The 15,049-nt window shown below is 73.3% G+C and carries 14 protein-coding genes, 1 tRNA gene and 1 pseudogene; 6 read left to right on the forward strand and 10 right to left on the reverse strand.

Features of this window, described 5'->3' with window-relative positions; translation table 11 throughout:
- Positions 1-87 precede the first annotated feature (87 nt).
- A tRNA-Pro gene (locus AB8O64_RS07705) sits at positions 88-161 on the forward strand.
- A 72-nt stretch (positions 162-233) separates the two neighbouring features.
- On the opposite strand, the gene AB8O64_RS07710 is transcribed toward AB8O64_RS07705, so the two are convergent.
- Positions 234-1,154: a DUF72 domain-containing protein gene (locus AB8O64_RS07710; protein WP_370418515.1), complete on the reverse strand. Its 921-nt coding sequence runs from the start codon at positions 1,152-1,154 to the stop codon at positions 234-236.
- Between the two features lie 163 nt (positions 1,155-1,317).
- Here AB8O64_RS07710 and AB8O64_RS07715 point away from each other — a divergent pair, with 163 nt between their 5' ends.
- Positions 1,318-2,394: a glutamate--cysteine ligase gene (locus AB8O64_RS07715; protein WP_370423813.1), complete on the forward strand. Its 1,077-nt coding sequence runs from the start codon at positions 1,318-1,320 to the stop codon at positions 2,392-2,394.
- Positions 2,395-2,479: 85 nt separating this feature from the next.
- Here the strand turns inward: AB8O64_RS07715 and AB8O64_RS07720 are convergent, their stop codons facing one another.
- The 5 genes from AB8O64_RS07720 to argC all read right to left on the reverse strand — a co-directional run bounded on the left by AB8O64_RS07720 (position 2,480) and on the right by argC (position 7,510).
- Positions 2,480-3,022: an arginine repressor gene (locus AB8O64_RS07720; RefSeq protein ID WP_356458852.1), complete on the reverse strand. Its 543-nt coding sequence runs from the start codon at positions 3,020-3,022 to the stop codon at positions 2,480-2,482.
- A 7-nt stretch (positions 3,023-3,029) separates the two neighbouring features.
- On the reverse strand, positions 3,030-4,250 hold the full coding sequence (locus AB8O64_RS07725; protein WP_370418516.1) for an acetylornithine transaminase: 1,221 nt from the start codon (positions 4,248-4,250) through the stop codon (positions 3,030-3,032).
- The gene (gene argB, locus AB8O64_RS07730; protein ID WP_370418517.1) at positions 4,247-5,203 is read right to left on the reverse strand and encodes an acetylglutamate kinase; all 957 of its coding nucleotides are present in this window, start codon (positions 5,201-5,203) and stop codon (positions 4,247-4,249) included. Before argB ends, AB8O64_RS07725 begins: the two co-directional genes overlap by 4 nt.
- Entirely contained in the window at positions 5,200-6,351 is a 1,152-nt protein-coding gene (gene argJ, locus AB8O64_RS07735) for a bifunctional glutamate N-acetyltransferase/amino-acid acetyltransferase ArgJ (RefSeq protein ID WP_370418518.1), read from the reverse strand. The genes argB and argJ overlap by 4 nt, the downstream gene beginning before the upstream one ends.
- Before the next feature lie 130 nt (positions 6,352-6,481).
- On the reverse strand, positions 6,482-7,510 hold the full coding sequence (gene argC / locus AB8O64_RS07740) for an N-acetyl-gamma-glutamyl-phosphate reductase (protein WP_370418519.1): 1,029 nt from the start codon (positions 7,508-7,510) through the stop codon (positions 6,482-6,484).
- A 152-nt stretch (positions 7,511-7,662) separates the two neighbouring features.
- Between argC and AB8O64_RS07745 the strand changes: the two genes are divergently transcribed.
- Positions 7,663-8,073 (forward strand): YciI family protein, encoded by a 411-nt coding sequence (locus tag AB8O64_RS07745; protein WP_365378717.1) that lies wholly within the window; start codon positions 7,663-7,665, stop codon positions 8,071-8,073.
- Positions 8,074-8,081: 8 nt separating this feature from the next.
- A pseudogene (locus AB8O64_RS07750) lies at positions 8,082-9,243 on the forward strand (RNA polymerase sigma factor).
- Between the two features lie 40 nt (positions 9,244-9,283).
- Here AB8O64_RS07750 and AB8O64_RS07755 read toward each other — a convergent pair.
- The 3 genes from AB8O64_RS07755 to AB8O64_RS07765 form a co-directional block, all read right to left on the reverse strand.
- A complete protein-coding gene (locus AB8O64_RS07755; protein ID WP_370418520.1) occupies positions 9,284-9,571 on the reverse strand; it encodes a hypothetical protein in 288 nt (95 codons plus the stop codon).
- 123 nt (positions 9,572-9,694) lie between these two features.
- On the reverse strand, positions 9,695-10,852 hold the full coding sequence (locus tag AB8O64_RS07760) for a methyltransferase (protein ID WP_370418521.1): 1,158 nt from the start codon (positions 10,850-10,852) through the stop codon (positions 9,695-9,697).
- A 53-nt stretch (positions 10,853-10,905) separates the two neighbouring features.
- The gene (locus tag AB8O64_RS07765) at positions 10,906-12,351 is read right to left on the reverse strand and encodes a PLP-dependent aminotransferase family protein (RefSeq protein ID WP_356458869.1); all 1,446 of its coding nucleotides are present in this window, start codon (positions 12,349-12,351) and stop codon (positions 10,906-10,908) included.
- Between AB8O64_RS07765 and AB8O64_RS07770 the strand changes: the two genes are divergently transcribed.
- Together AB8O64_RS07770 and AB8O64_RS07775 are read left to right on the forward strand one after the other, a co-directional pair.
- The gene (locus AB8O64_RS07770) at positions 12,350-13,315 is read left to right on the forward strand and encodes a DMT family transporter (protein WP_370418522.1); all 966 of its coding nucleotides are present in this window, start codon (positions 12,350-12,352) and stop codon (positions 13,313-13,315) included. The genes AB8O64_RS07765 and AB8O64_RS07770 overlap by 2 nt on opposite strands.
- Before the next feature lie 165 nt (positions 13,316-13,480).
- Entirely contained in the window at positions 13,481-13,681 is a 201-nt protein-coding gene (locus AB8O64_RS07775; RefSeq protein WP_130876943.1) for a DUF1918 domain-containing protein, read from the forward strand.
- A 41-nt stretch (positions 13,682-13,722) separates the two neighbouring features.
- Here AB8O64_RS07775 and AB8O64_RS07780 read toward each other — a convergent pair whose 3' ends face one another.
- Positions 13,723-14,976, reverse strand: a complete 1,254-nt coding sequence (locus tag AB8O64_RS07780) for a glycoside hydrolase family 10 protein (RefSeq protein ID WP_370418523.1) — start codon at positions 14,974-14,976, stop codon at positions 13,723-13,725.
- Between the last annotated feature and the right edge of the window lie 73 nt (positions 14,977-15,049).

The raw sequence follows: 15,049 nt of genomic DNA on the forward strand, positions 1-15,049 counted from the left end.
GGCGACCCGAGTTCGATATTCGCCACGGAACAGGGTATTTTTCTTCTGCGCGCCCGTTCAGGGGAAACCCGCAGACGGGGCGTGCACCGGGACGTGGCGCAGCTTGGTAGCGCACTTGACTGGGGGTCAAGGGGTCGCAGGTTCAAATCCTGTCGTCCCGACGGTGCTGAAGAAGCCTCCGACGCACGGGAAACCGTGCGTCGGAGGCTTCTTTCGTGTGCCCTGGTGCCCTCTCACCGCCCGGGGCCCGGAAAGGTCACCGCGTCCGCGAGGTCCGCGGTGTCGGTGAGCAGCTCCCGCATGGTCGCGGCCGCGTCGACCGCGGCGTCCGCGCAGCAGTTGTTGAACAGGACGTGCACCTCTTCGGCCCGCTGGGCGAGCCGTCGTATCCGTTCCGTCCACGGGGTCAGTTCGGCAGCCGTGTAGCGATGCCGGAAGCGGTCCTCCTTGCTGCCCGTTCCCCAGGCCTCGGAGCGCCCGTGGAAGCGGACGACCGCCAGGCCGGGGTGGGTGACGTCGTCGGTCGGCGGCATGGCCCCGGGTACGGTCCGCGCGGTGTCGACGGCCACCAGGGCCATGCGGTGGGCGCGCAGTACCTCCAGGGTGCGCGGCAGCTCGTCGGGCACCAGCCACGCCGGGTGGCGGAACTCGACCGCGAGGGGCAGTGCCGGCGCGCGCTCACGGCACGCGGCCAGCCGCGCGTGAGCCCGGGGGCCCGGCCGCAGCCACGGGGGGAACTGCAGGAGCACACTGCCCAGTCGGCCGGAGTCCCGCAGGGGGCGCAACGCGCCCGTGAAGCGTTCCCACAGCTCGGCCGTCAGCCCGGGCGGGAGTTCGGCGCACGCCAGTCGGCGCTGCGCCGGGCCCGCCGGCCGGAGATCAGCGGGCAGGGCCCCGGCCCGTACGGCGTGGCCGGTCAGGGGCGCGAAGGCCTTGACGTCGAAGGTGAACCCCTCGGGCGTCCGCTCCGCCCAGAGCCGGCTGTTGCGCGTGCTGGGCAGGCCGTAGTACGTCGCGTCGACCTCCACCACGGGGAAACGCTCCGCGTAGTGCCGCAACCGGCCCTCGGGGTCGCGGGCCCCGGGTGGGTACCAGCCGCTGCTCACGAGGGAGGGGTCCGTCCAGGAACACGTGCCCACGAGAATCTTCGCCATGGGCGGTCGGCTACCCCGTACCGGCCACCCCCAGTACCGGCCGGGCACGCACCGCTGTCGCACTGCTCCGCCCGGTCGCCGACGGAGTATTCCGTGCGGCTGCGGGAATCAGCATGTCCCGGGAGCCAGCGGGCCCCGTGGACCACGGAGAGGGGCAGTGGCGATGCGCAGCGTCGGTGTGGAAGAGGAGCTCCTTCTCGTGGACCCGGACACCGGCAGTCCCCGCGCGGTCGCGGGAACGGTGCTCGAGCGGGCCGGGGACGAGGCGGGCCTGGAGAAGGAGTTGCAGCGGGAACAGCTGGAGACCGCCACATCGCCGACGACCGATATGACGGTCCTGGCCGCGGAGGTGCGCCAGGGCCGGCGCACGGCGGCGGAGCAGGCGCGGCGCGCCGGGGCGGAGGTCGCGGCGCTGGCCACGTCGCCGCTGCGGGTCGATCCGTCGCTGAGCGCGGGGCGGCGGTACCGGAAGTTGGCGGCGGAGTTCGGCATGACCGCCCAGGAGCAGCTCACCTGCGGTTGCCACGTCCACGTGGGCGTCGAGTCGGACGAGGAGGGGGTCGCGGTCCTGGACCGGATCCGGCCGTGGCTGGCCCCCTTGCTGGCGCTCAGCGCGAACTCCCCTTTCTGGCAGGGCGACGACAGCGGTTACGCCAGCTACCGCAGCCAGGTCTGGGGCCGCTGGCCGTCCGCGGGCCCGGTGGAGGTGTTCGGTTCGGCCGAGGAGTACCACGCCCGGGTGGGGGCACTTCTGGCGACGGAGACGCTCATAGACCTCGGCATGATCTATTTCGACGCGCGTCTGTCGCGCCACTACCCCACCGTGGAGATCCGGGTGGCGGACGTGTGCCTGGACGCCGAGGACACGGTGTTGATCGCGGCGCTGACCCGGGCGCTGGTGGAGACGGCGGCCCGTGCGTGGCGTGCGGGGGAACCGCCGGAGCCGGCCACGGTGGGGCTGCTGCGGCTGACGGGCTGGCAGGCCGCGAAGTCCGGGGTGTCGGACCGCTTGGTCCATCCGCTGACGTGGGCCCCCGCCCCCGCGGCGACGGTGGTACGGGCACTGGTGGCCCACGTCCGCGAAGCCCTCTCGGACGCGGGGGACCTTCCGTGGGTGCGGGAGTCGTCGGAACGGCTGCTGAAGAGCGGCGGCGGGGCCGGTGCGCAGCGCGAGAGCCTTCGCCGCACGGGCGAGCTCCGGGCGGTCGTCGCGGACGCCGTCGCCCGCACCGCCTCCTGACCCGGCCCGGGGCGGACGGGATCGCGCGGCCCCCTGCCGTCGGCCCCCTGCGCGGGGACACGACGGCGGGGGGCCGCGGCGGGGCTCAGCGTTCCTTCTGGGCCAGCCGCAGCAGGTGGTCCGCCAGGGCCTGGCCGCCCTTGGGGTCGCGGCTGATGAGCATGACGGTGTCGTCACCGGCGATCGTGCCGATGATCTCGTGGACCCCCGCCTGGTCGATCGCCGAGGCGAAGAACTGGGCGGCCCCCGGCGGGGTGCGCAGGACCACGAGGTTGGCGGACGCCTCCGCCGAGATCAGCAGCTCGGCCGCCAGCCGGCCCATCCGGGCCTCGGTCGCGGACTCGCCCAGCGGAGCTCGCGGGGTGCGGTCGCCGCCCTCGGAGGGCACGGCGTAGATCAGCTCGCCACCGGTGTTGCGGATCTTGACCGCGCCCAGCTCGTCGAGGTCGCGGGAGAGCGTCGCCTGGGTGACGGACAGGCCGTCGTCGGCGAGCAGCTTGGCCAGCTGGCTCTGTGACCGTACGGGTTGCCGGCCGAGGATGTCCACGATCCGGCGGTGGCGGGCGGTGCGGGTCTGCGGTACTGCCTGCCCGCCGTGGAACGGCTCGGGCTCCTGCGCCTCGGTCATCGTCTCGTCAGTCTCCGGATCGTCGTTCCCCATGGGCCCCGTCGGCCTCGTGCGCCCCCGCGGCAGCGTCCAGGACACCGGGCAGCGCCCGGAGGAACGTTTCCACGTCATCTTCGGTGATGATCAGCGGAGGGGCCAGCCGCACCACATGGGGTGCGACCGCGTTCACCAGGAGTCCGGCGTCCTGTGCCGCCTGCTGCACGTTCGGTGCGAGGGGCTCGGAAAGGACAATACCCAGCAGAAGGCCCGCGCCACGGATGTGGTCGACCAGTGGGTGCCCGAGGGCGGTGATCCCGTCACGCAGCAACTCTCCCGTGCGCTTGACCGTGTCAAGTACCCCGTCGGCCGCGAGGGTGTCCAGAACCGCCAGGGCGGCCGCGCAGGCGACCGGGTTGCCGCCGAAGGTCGAGCCGTGCTGACCGGGCGTCAGCAGGTCGGCGGCGGGGCCGAAGGCCAGGGTCGCGCCGATCGGCAGGCCGCCGCCGAGGCCCTTGGCGAGGGTGACGACATCGGGCTCGACGCCCTGCGCCCGGTGCTCGAACCAGTGGCCGGTACGGCCGATACCTGTCTGGATCTCGTCCAGGACCAGGAGCGTTCCGGTGGCCCGGGTGATCTCGCGGGCGGCGGCGAGATAGTCCGCGGGCGGCACGACGACACCGTTCTCGCCCTGCACCGGCTCCAGCACCACCAGCGCGGTGTCGGTGCTGACGGCGGCGCGCAGCGCCTCGGCGTCCCCGTACGGGACGTGCGTGACCTCGCCGGGCAGCGGCAGGAACGGGTCCTGCTTCGCCGGCTGGCCGGTGAGGGCCAGGGCGCCCATGGTGCGGCCGTGGAAGCCGCCGAGGGTGGCGACCATGTGGGTGCGGCCCGTACGCCGCCCGATCTTGAAGGCCGCCTCGATCGCCTCGGCGCCGGAGTTGGAGAAGTAGACCCGGCCGGGGCGGCCGGCGAGCGTCAGGAGCCGCTCCGCGAGCGCGACCGGGGGCTCGGCGGTGAAGAGGTTGGAGACGTGGCCGAGGGTGGCGATCTGCTCCGACACCGCCCGGACGACGGCGGGGTGGGCGTGGCCGAGGGCGTTCACGGCGATGCCGCCGACGAAGTCCAGATAGCGCTTGCCGTCCGCGTCCCAGACCTCGGTGCCCGCGCCGCGCACCAGGGGGATCCTGGGCGTGCCGTAGTTGTCCATCAGGGCGCCCTGCCAGCGCCTGGTCAGCTCGTCGTTGCTCACAGCGTGGCCCCCTCGACCGGCTGGTCCGGCACGACCATCGTGCCGACGCCCTCGTCCGTGAAGATCTCCAGCAGGATCGAGTGCTGGACCCGGCCGTCGATCACGCGGGCGGTGGTGACGCCGTTGCGCACGGCGTGCAGACAGCCCTCCATCTTGGGGACCATCCCGCTGGCCAGCTCCGGCAGCAGGGTCTCCAGCTCGCTCGCGGTGAGCTGGCTGATGACGTCGTCGCTGTTGGGCCAGTCCGCGTAGAGGCCCTCGACATCGGTGAGGACCATCAGCGTCTCGGCGCCGAGGGCGGCGGCGAGGGCGGCCGCGGCGGTGTCGGCGTTGACGTTGTAGACATGGTCGTCGTCCGCACTGCGGGCGATGGAGGAGACGACGGGGATGCGGCCGTCGTCCAGCAGGGCCTGGATCGCCCCGGTGTCGATCTCGGCGATCTCGCCGACCCGGCCGAGGTCCACCCGCTCGCCGTCGATCTCGGCGTAGCGCTTGGTGGCGGTCATGGTGTGGGCGTCCTCGCCGGTCATGCCGACGGCGAGCGGCCCGTGTTCGTTGAGCAGCCCGACCAGCTCGCGCTGCACCTGCCCGGCGAGCACCATCCGTACGACGTCCATCGCCTCGGGGGTGGTGACCCGCAGCCCGGCCTTGAACTCGGACGCGATGCCCAGCTTTTCCAGCTGCGCGCTGATCTGCGGCCCGCCGCCGTGCACGACGACCGGGCGCAGGCCCGCGTGGCGCAGGAAGACGACGTCCTGGGCGAAGGCGGCCTTCAGCTCCTGGTCGACCATGGCGTTGCCGCCGAACTTGATGACGACGGTCTTGCCGTGATGCCGCGTCAGCCAGGGCAGCGCCTCGACGAGGGTGCGGGCCTTGGGCAGGGCGGTGTGTTTACGGGCGGTGGGCGGCGTGGTGGCCGGGGTGGTGTCCGGCGCCGGGAAGGAGTCGCTCATGAGGAGTACGCGCTGTTCTCGTGGACGTAGTCGGCGGTGAGGTCGTTGGCCCAGATGACGGCGGACTCGGTCCCGGCCGACAGATCGGCGGTGATCCGCACCTCCCGGTAGCGCATGTCGACGAGTTCGCGGTCCTCGCCCACCGAACCGTCCTTGCAGACCCAGACACCGTTGATGGCGACATTGAGCCGGTCCGGGTCGAAGGCCGCCGAGGTGGTGCCGATGGCGGAGAGCACCCGGCCCCAGTTGGGGTCCTCGCCGTGGATGGCGCACTTGAGGAGATTGTTGCGGGCGATGGAGCGGCCCACCTCGACGGCGTCGTCCTCGGTGGCGGCGCCGACGACCTCGATGCGGATGTCCTTCGAGGCACCCTCCGCGTCACCGATGAGCTGGCGGGCGAGGTCGTCGCAGACGGTCCGTACGGCCTCGGCGAAGGCGTCCTGGGCGGGGGTGACGCCCGAGGCGCCGGAGGCGAGGAGCAGCACGGTGTCGTTGGTGGACATACAGCCGTCCGAATCGACCCGGTCGAAGGTCTGCCGGGTGGCGGACCGCAGAGCCGCGTCCAGTCCGGCCGCGTCGACATCGGCGTCGGTGGTGAGGACGACGAGCATCGTGGCCAGGCCCGGCGCGAGCATGCCCGCGCCCTTGGCCATACCGCCGACGGTCCAGCCGTCGCCCTGGGCCACGGAGGTCTTGTGGACGGTGTCGGTGGTCTTGATGGCGATGGCGGCCTTCTCGCCGCCGTGCGCGGAGAGCTCGGCGGCGGCCTTCCCGATGCCCGGCAGCAGCTTGTCCATCGGCAGCCGCACCCCGATGAGGCCGGTCGAGGCGACGGCGATCTCCCCCGCGTTGCCCCCCAGCACCTCGGCCGCCTTCTCGGCGGTGGCGTGGGTGTCCTGGAAACCCAGCGGACCGGTACAGGCGTTGGCACCACCGGAGTTGAGGACGACGGCCGAGACCTGACCGCCCTTGAGCACCTGCTCGGACCAGCGGACAGGGGCGGCCTTGACACGGTTGGAGGTGAAGACGCCGGCGGCGGCCAGACGGGGGCCCTCATTGACCACGAGGGCGAGGTCGGGATGACCGCTCTCCTTGATCCCGGCGGCGATGCCCGCCGCCGTGAATCCCTTTGCTGCCGTGACGCTCACTGCATCTCCTTGTTCACTGCTCCGGACGCGACAAGCGATCCAGTAGGCGTGGGTGTTTTCTGCCGCGGGGCGGCCGGGGTGTCGCACGGCACGAAGCGGGCGAGCACGGTGGCGAAGACGCGCCTGATGATCACGGCGCGACTCCGGTGAGCGGCAGCCCCAGCTCCTCCGGGAGGCCGAGGGCGATGTTCATGCTCTGCACCGCGCCGCCCGCGGTGCCCTTGGTGAGGTTGTCGATCGCGCTGATGGCGACGATCCGCCCGGCCGCCTCGTCGAGGGCGACCTGGACCAGCGCGGTGTTCGCCCCGTAGACGGCGGCGGTCGAGGGCCACTGCCCCTCGGGCAGAAGCCGTACGAACGGCTCGTCCTGGAACGCCTTCTCGTACGCGGCCCGCAGGCTCTCCGCCGTGACGCCCGGCCGGGCCTTCGCGCCGCACGTGGCGAGGATGCCGCGCGGCATCGGCGCCAGGGTCGGGGTGAAGGAGACGGTGACCCGCTCACCGGCGGCGGCGGAGAGGTTCTGGATCATCTCCGGGGTGTGCCGGTGGCCGCCGCCGACACCGTACGGGCTCATGGAACCCATGACCTCGCTGCCGAGCAGGTGCGGCTTGGCCGCCTTGCCCGCACCGGACGTGCCGGACGCGGCGACGATCACGGCCTCGGGCTCGGCGAGCCCGGCGGCGTACGCGGGGAAGAGCGCCAGCGAGACGGCCGTCGGATAGCAGCCGGGAACGGCGATCCGCTTCCCGCCGCGCAGCGCCTGCCGCCCGCCGGGCAGCTCCGGCAGCCCGTACGGCCAGGTCCCCGCGTGCGGCGAGCCGTAGAACCGCTCCCAGTCCCCCGCGTCCTTCAGCCGGAAGTCCGCCCCGCAGTCGACGACCAGCACCCCGTCCCCGAGCTCCTCGGCGACGGCGGCGGACTGCCCGTGCGGCAGCGCGAGGAAGACGACGTCATGGCCCGCGAGGACCTCGGCTGTCGTGGGCTCCAGGACCCGGTCGGCGAGCTGCGGCAGATGCGGCTGCAGCGCCCCGAGCCGCTGCCCGGCGTTGGAATTCCCGGTCAGCGCCCCGATCCGCACCTCGGGGTGCGCGAGCAGCAGGCGCAGCAACTCCCCGCCCGCGTATCCACTCGCTCCCGCCACTGCCGCACGCACTGCCATCGGTCCTCCTTGGCGATGGCATGACTATACGGAGCTAAGAAGTTTTATGCAATGCCCAGGAATGCGGACGCCGATGTCGAGAACCCGTGTCCGGCTCCGTCCCCGCGGTGAACGCGACCAGAATGGGTCGCACAGCACCGAGGAGAATCACGATGGCCAAGTACTTGCTGCTCAAGCACTACCGCGGCGCCCCGGCTCCGGTGAACGACGTGCCCATGGACCAATGGGCGCCGGAGGAGATCTCGGCCCACATGCAGTACATGCGCGACTTCGCGGCCCGGCTGGAGGGGACCGGCGAGTTCGTCGACGGTCAGGCGCTCGCCCCCGAGGGGACGTGGGTCCGCTACGACGGCGAGGGACGCCCGCCGGTCACCGACGGTCCGTTCGCCGAGACCAAGGACCTCATCGCCGGCTGGATGGTGATCGACGTCGACAGCTACGAGCGCGCCGTCGAGCTGGCCGGGGAGCTGTCGGCCGCCCCCGGGGCGGGCGGCAAGCCGATCCACGAGTGGCTCGAGCTGCGCCCGTTCTACGGCGTGTCGTCGCCCACCGTCACGGAGTGACCTCTCAGCTGGACGAGGCCCTGCTCCGCGGCCTCACGCCGAGCGTGCTCACCGTCCTCGTCCGCCGCGGAGCCGACTTCGCGGCGGCCGAGGACGCCGTGCAGGAAGCGCTCGTCGAGGCGGTCCGCGCCTGGCCGGCCGACCCGCCGCGGGATGCGAAGGGCTGGCTGGTCACCGTGGCCTGGCGCAAGTTCCTCGACGCGACCCGCGCGGACACCGCCCGCCGCCGGCGCGAGGGTCTCGTCGACGAGGAGCCGGCGCCCGGTCCCGCGCCCGGCGTCGACGACACGCTCCAGCTCTACTTCCTGTGTGCCCACCCGTCACTCACGCCGTCGTCCGCGGTCGCGCTCACGCTGCGCGCCGTGGGCGGGCTGACCACCCGGCAGATCGCCCAGGCCTACCTGGTGCCCGAGGCGACGATGGCCCAGCGCATCAGCCGGGCCAAGCGCACGGTCTCCGGCGTGCGGTTCGACCGGCCGGGCGACGTCACCACCGTGCTGCGCGTCCTCTACCTGGTCTTCAACGAGGGCTACTCCGGTGACGTGGACCTCGCCGTCGAGGCCATCCGGCTCACCCGGCAGCTCGCGGCCGCGGTCGACCACCCGGAGGTGGCGGGGCTGCTCGCCCTCATGCTGCTCCACCACGCCCGGCGCGCGGCCCGGACCGCGCCCGACGGCAGCCTGGTGCCGCTCGCCGAGCAGGACCGCGGCCGGTGGGACACACAAGTGATCGCCGAGGGCATCGGGATCCTCCAGGCGGCCCTCGCCCGTGACCGGCTGGGCGAATACCAGGCCCAGGCCGCCATCGCGGCACTCCACGCCGACGCGCCCACCGCCGAGGAGACCGACTGGGCACAGATCGTCGAGTGGTACGACGAGCTCACGCGGCTGACCGACAGCCCGGTCGTCCGGCTCAACCGCGCGGTGGCCGTCGGCGAGGCCGAAGGGCCGCGCGCCGGGCTGGCGGCGCTCGCGGCGCTGGACGAGGCCTCCCCGACGTCATCGGGCAAGGGACACGCCGTGCCCCGCCGAGCCGCCGTGGCGGCGTACCTCCATGAGCGCGACGGCGGCACGGCTGTACGCCGAGGCGGCCGGGAAGGCGACCGATCTCGCCGAGCGCGACCACCTGACGCGCCGGGCCGCCCGGCTCAACGCCCGTCTGCGTCAGTGACGGGGCACGCTCGGACCGTCCCCAGGCGTGGCCCGTTCCGCTACGCCCCGGGCAGCCAGTAGTTGTGCACCGGCAGGGCCTTGGGCGGCTCGCCCGCCGCGGGGAAGCCCGCCTGCTCGGCGTGCGGCGTCAGACGCTCGGTGAACTTCACCATCGCCTCCTCGCTCTCCCACAGGTCGAAGACCTGCAGCCCGGCCTCCGTGGTGACGGCGACATGGGCGAGGCAGCCCTCGAAGGGCTCGCCGGGCAGCTCCCGCAACGCGCTGTTCAGGGCGCCGTACTGCGCCGCCGTGACGCCCGGCAGGCTGGCATGGATGAAGATCGCCACGGAGGGCTCCTCGGGTGGTCGGTCCGGCCCCTCCCCCGGCCGTCGCGGTGGCGGCCCCGTACCAATCTCCGCCCGCCGGGGTACCCCCGCAACCTTCCCGGCGCCGTCCGGGCCCCGCCTCCGTCAGCGCTTGACCGCGCGCAGGATGACGAACTTGGGGTCGCTCGTGACGACCTCGCAGTTGCCGAAGAGGCGGCGCAGCTTCACGTGGTAGCCGAGGTGGCGGTTGCCGATGACCCACAGCTCGCCGCCGGGGCGCAGCGCCTCGCGCGATCCGGCGAACATGCGGTACGCGGTCGCGTCGGTCACCGCCTGGTGGGTGTGGAACGGCGGGTTGTTCAGCACCAGGTCCACCGACGCGGCCGGTACGCCCGACAGTCCGTCGCCCACCCGGAACTCCGCCGCCCGGCCGGCGGTGCCCGCGTTCGCGCGGAAGGTGGCTTCCGCGGAGGCCACCGCCTGGTAGGACTCGTCGACGAAGAGCACCTCGGCCTCGGGGTTGGCGAGGGCCGCGGCCGTGCCGACCACGCCGTTGCCGCAGCCGAGGTCCACGACGCGCTCGGGGCCGCGGCGGCGCGGGAGGTTGCGCAGGAAGAAGCGGGTGCCGATGTCGAGGCGTTCGGCGCAGAAGATTCCCGCGTGGTTGGTGACGGTCAGGCCCGAGGCCGCCCCGACGTCGGTGGGCAGCGTGTAGCTGCGCGGCCAGGGGCTCGGGGTCCGGGCGAGCCGGGGGTCGGGCGCGCAGAAGATGAGGCGGGCCTTCTTCACCGCGAGCGAGGTGCGGGTCGGGCCGAGGATCTGTTCGAACAGCTTGAGCGTCGAGGTGTGGATCTCGGTGACCATGCCCGTGCCGACGACGACGGTTCCCGCGTGGACGGCGGGTGCGAGGCGGCGCAGCTGGTCCTCCAGGAGCGCGAGGCTCTTGGGCACCCGGACGAGCAGGACGTCGATGCGCTCCGGCGGCGTGTCCCTGGTCGACAGCAGCCGCACCGAGTCCTCGTCGACACCGGCGCGCGCGAGGTTCGCGCGGGTCGCCCGGCGGCCGAGGTAGGAGTCGGTGATCTGTACGGGGCGGTGTCCGGCGAGCGCGGTGGTGAGGGCGCCCCACCGGTCGCCCAGCACGACGACCGTGCCGGACAGGTCCGTGGGCTCGCCGTCGATTCCTTCGAGGTGCCGCAGCAGATACGCGTCGGAGGCGTCCCAGGCGCGCAGTCTGTCGCGGGAGTCCTCGGGGAAGCGGGTGAGCGTGAACTCACCCCATGACGTCGTCAAACAGTTCATTGTGCGTTCAGGCTAGCCGAGTCCCGGGCCCGTCCGGCCATCGCGCCGGACGCTCACCCCAGCGTCTCCTCGCAGGCCCTGCGCAGCCGGCTCACGCCCTCCGCCAGCTCCGCCGGGCCGGCGACGGCCGCGAAGCTCAGGCGCAGGTGGGGGGCGGGGGGCTCGGCGGAGAAGTACGGGCGGCCGGCGGCGAGGGCGACCCCGGCCCGCAGGGCGGCGGCGACCAGGGCGCTCTCGTCGGTGCCGTCGGGGAGCCGCAGCCACATGTGGTAACCGCCGGGTGGTACGAACTCCACGGTGAGCCCGGGGAGTTCCCGGGCCAGGGCGGTGAGCAGCGCCTCGCGCCGGGTGCGCAGCTGGGCGGCGATGTTGCGCAGGTGGCGGGGCCAGGCGGGTGAGCCGACGAGCTCGAGCGCGGCCTCCTGGACGGGCCGGGGCACGAAGAAGCTGTCGACGACCTGGATGGCCCGCAGCCGGTCGAGGACCGGGCCGCGGGCGGCGAGGGCACCCACCCGCAGGCTGGCCGAGGTGGCCTTGGTCAGGGAGCAGACGTGGACGACGATGCCGTCGGGGTCGTCGGCGGCCAGCGTGGGCGGCAGCGGCGGGGCGTCCTCGTGGGCGAGGCGGCGGGCGAAGTCGTCCTCGATGACGAAGGCGCCGGCCTCCCGCGCGACCCGGAGGACCTCACCGCGCCGCTCGTCGGCGAGGACCGCGCCGGTCGGGTTCTGGAAGAGCGGCTGGCAGACGAAGACCCGGGCCCCGCTGGCCGCGAACGCCTCGGCGAGCAGATCGGTGCGCACCCCCCGCTCGTCGGCGGGTACGGGCACCGGGCGCAGCCCGGAGGCGCGGGCGGCGGCGAGCATGCCGGGGTAGGTGGGGGATTCGACGAGTACGGGCGCGCCGGGCGGGGCGAGGGCGCGCAGTGCGGCGGTGAGGGCGCTCTGGCCGCCGGCGGTGATCAGCACGTCGGAAGCGTTGACCGTGCCGGCCGGGCCGCTGATCTGGCGGGCGAACCAGGCCCGCAGTTCCCCGACGCCCTCGACCGGTGGGCGGCCCCAGGCGCCCGGTCTGCGGCCGGCCCGGGCGAGGGCCGCGGCCAGGGCGCGCTCGGGCTGGAGGGTGGGGTGGAGATAACCGCCGTTGAGCTCGATGACGCCGGGCGGCGGCTCGGAGAGGGTCGCGAGCACGCCCGAGGCGTCCACGGACCGGGGCACCGACTCGCCGGGGGTCTCGACGCTGAGGGCGACCTGCTGCCAGGAGGTGTCCCCGAGGCGGACGGCCGGGCCGTGCGGGACGGCGCGGAAGGCCCCGGCTCCCGGGCGGGTGACGACCAGGCCTTCGGCCGCCAGGGCGGCCAGCGCCCGGGAGACGGTCACGGGGCTGACCCGGAACCGGTCGACCAGGGCCCGACTGGACGGCAGCTTCTCACCTTCGGAGTAGCGGTTGAGCTCCCCTCGAAGGACTCCGGCCAGTTCGGCGACGCTGCTACGCTCATGCATGAGAGCACAAGATAGCGCTACCCGCCCGACAGCGATAGCAGTGAGCGGCCTCGACCGGCCCACCGCTCCGGCGGGCGAGCCGAAGCGTCCCGGCGGCGACTCCGCGCGCCTCACCCTCGGCACCGTCCTCGCCGCGCTCGGTGTCTGCGCCTTCTCGCTGACTTTCCCCGCCACCGCCTGGGCGCTGGAGGGGCTCGGCCCGTGGTCGGTGACCACCTGCCGGATGACGCTGGCGGCCCTCATCGCGTGCGGCGGGCTGCTCGCGCTGCGGGTGCCGGTGCCCGCCCGCCGCCACTGGGGCGGGCTGGCCATCGTCGCCGCGGGGGTCGTCGTGGGCTTCCCGCTGCTGACGACGCTCGCCCTCCAGACCTCCACGACCGCGCACGCCGCCGTCGTCGTCGGGCTGCTGCCGCTGACCACGGCCGCGTACGCGGCACTGCGGACCGGGGCCCGGCACTCGCGCGTGTTCTGGGCGGCGGCGCTGGCGGGAGCCTTCGTGGTCATCACCTTCGCTCTGGTGCAGAGCGGTGGCACGCCGACCGTCGGCGATCTGTATCTGTTCGTGGCCCTGCTGGTGTGCGCGGCGGGCTACGCGGAGGGCGGCCGGCTGGCGCGCGAGATGCCCGGGTGGCAGGTCGTCGGCTGGGGGCTCGTCCTGTGCCTGCCACTGGCGCTGGCCGGGGCGGCCGTCGCCCTGCTCTCTGAGCCCGTGCGGCTGACCGGACACACCGTCGCCGGACTCGTCTGGCTGGTGGCGGGCAGCCAGCTGCTGGGCATGGTGGTGTGGTACCGCGGCATGGCCGTGATCGGCGTGGCGAAGGCCAGCCAGTTCCAGCTGGCGCAGCCGCTGCTCACCCTGCTGTGGTCGGTGACGCTGCTCGGCGAGCGGCTGACGCCCGCCGCGCCGGCCGCCGCCGTCGCCGTGCTCGTCTGCATCGCGGTCACCCAGCGTGCCCGCGGCTGAGGGGCCGCCCGCCGCCGGGGCGGGCCATGGCCCGCCCCGGGCCCGCCCCCGACCCGAACGGCCGAGGGGCGAGCCATATACCGCCGGTCACCGTAGAATTGGCGGCACATCCCAGTGCACGTGTCGGACCTCGAATCGGGGACCTCGAACGGAAGGGCACCGTCGATGCATGCGAGCAAGGGCGACCGCCTGGTGACGCACGGCCGCGTAGTCGGGGAGCACGACCGGGTCGTGGAGATCGTGGAAGTGCTGGGCCCGAACGGCACGCCGCCGTTCCGCGTCCGCGCGGCGAACGGGCACGAGACGATCATGTCGCCGGGCCCCGACACCAGCGTGGACCACCGCAAGTCCGGAGAGCAGATCTAGCCCTCTCCCCAGCCGATTACCTCCGCTGGGTCCTTCCACGGTCAGCGCGGCGGGCGCGCGCGGTCGGGATAGTGGTCGGCGACCACGCGCGCCATCGCCCCGATGGGATCGGCGACGACCTGCTTCGTGGAGAAGTAGATGTTGCCGCGCACCTCGGGGTGGTTCCGGCCGAGGTCGAGGTGGCGGGAGAGCTCGGCCGGGTCCTGCCAGGGCGCGGGCTGGCCCGCCGCCCCCGCCTTGTACAGCGCCTCGCCGATGTAGAGATGGACGTCCGTGCCGCGCACGGTCTCCGCCCACCAGGGGACGAGCTTGGCGTAGTCGGCGGCGGCGAAGCCGATGTGCCAGTAGATCTGCGGAACGATGTAGTCGATCCACTCCTCGCGGACCCATCTTCGGGTGTCGGCGTACAGATCGTCGTAGGTCTGCACCCCGGCGCGGGTGTCGGAGCCCAGCGGATCGGTCGTCCGGTTGCGCCAGATGGCGAAGGGGCTGATCCCGAACTTCACGTGCCGCTTGCGTCTCTTGATCCGCACCCCCATCTCGTGCACCAGCCGGTCGATGTTGTCCCGCCGCCAGGCCGCCCGGTCCGGGAAGCCCGTGCCGTAGCGCTCGAACGCGGCGGTGTCGTCGAAGGCCTGCCCGGCCACCGGGTACGGGTAGAAGTAGTCGTCGAAGTGCACGCCGTCGAGGTCGTAGCGGGTGACCGCGTCGAGGATCGCGTCCTGGACGAAGCGCCGGACCTCGGGCAGCCCGGGGTTGTAGTACAGCTTTCCGCCGTAGGGCAGCACCCAGTCGGGGTGCTGCCGCGCCGGGTGGGTGGCGACCAGCCGGGCAGGGTCGGTGTGGTTGGCGACGCGGTAGGGGTTGAACCAGCCGTGCAGTTCCAGACGGCGCCGGTGTGCCTCCCGCACCGCGAAGGCGAGCGGATCCCAGCCGGGGTGCTTGCCCTGAGTGCCGGTCAGATACTCCGACCACGGCTCGTACGGGGAGGGCCAGAAGGCGTCGGCGGTGGGGCGGATCTGCAGGATCACGGCATTGAGCCGCCGGGCGACGGCCGTGTCGAACAGGGCGAGCAGCTCGGCCCGCTGCGCCTCCGGCTCGAGCCCCGGCCTGGACGGCCAGTCGATGTTCACGACGGTCGCGGTCCACATGCCTCGGAATTCACGCTTCCGCCTGGCTTCGTCGTCCACGGCGTCCGCCGCCGGAATCCGCGCCCGCGCCTCACCCGTCGCCAGCATGACGGACATCGCACCCGCGGCCGCCACAGTGAACCCTCTTCGGCTGATACGTCCCATATGCGTGCCACTCCTTGTCGGATCGGTCACACCGTATGCGCAGAGCATGCCCGCCCCGGCCCCATCAGCACCG

It is taken from the genome of Streptomyces sp. QH1-20 (genome assembly GCF_041283565.1).
Classification (GTDB): domain Bacteria; phylum Actinomycetota; class Actinomycetes; order Streptomycetales; family Streptomycetaceae; genus Streptomyces; species Streptomyces syringius.

Excerpts from the sequence above, each read along its gene's own strand:
- AB8O64_RS07710 (WP_370418515.1), bottom strand. The coding sequence starts at position 1,154 with ATGGCGAAGATTCTCGTGGGCACGTGTTCCTGGACGGACCCCTCCCTC.
- AB8O64_RS07715 (WP_370423813.1), top strand. The coding sequence starts at position 1,318 with ATGCGCAGCGTCGGTGTGGAAGAGGAGCTCCTTCTCGTGGACCCGGAC.
- AB8O64_RS07720 (WP_356458852.1), bottom strand. The coding sequence starts at position 3,022 with ATGACCGAGGCGCAGGAGCCCGAGCCGTTCCACGGCGGGCAGGCAGTA.
- argB (WP_370418517.1), bottom strand. The coding sequence starts at position 5,203 with ATGAGCGACTCCTTCCCGGCGCCGGACACCACCCCGGCCACCACGCCG.
- argC (WP_370418519.1), bottom strand. The coding sequence starts at position 7,510 with ATGGCAGTGCGTGCGGCAGTGGCGGGAGCGAGTGGATACGCGGGCGGG.
- AB8O64_RS07745 (WP_365378717.1), top strand. The coding sequence starts at position 7,663 with ATGGCCAAGTACTTGCTGCTCAAGCACTACCGCGGCGCCCCGGCTCCG.
- AB8O64_RS07760 (WP_370418521.1), bottom strand. The coding sequence starts at position 10,852 with ATGAACTGTTTGACGACGTCATGGGGTGAGTTCACGCTCACCCGCTTC.
- AB8O64_RS07770 (WP_370418522.1), top strand. The coding sequence starts at position 12,350 with ATGAGAGCACAAGATAGCGCTACCCGCCCGACAGCGATAGCAGTGAGC.
- AB8O64_RS07765 (WP_356458869.1), bottom strand. The coding sequence starts at position 12,351 with ATGCATGAGCGTAGCAGCGTCGCCGAACTGGCCGGAGTCCTTCGAGGG.
- AB8O64_RS07775 (WP_130876943.1), top strand. The coding sequence starts at position 13,481 with ATGCATGCGAGCAAGGGCGACCGCCTGGTGACGCACGGCCGCGTAGTC.
- AB8O64_RS07780 (WP_370418523.1), bottom strand. The coding sequence starts at position 14,976 with ATGGGACGTATCAGCCGAAGAGGGTTCACTGTGGCGGCCGCGGGTGCG.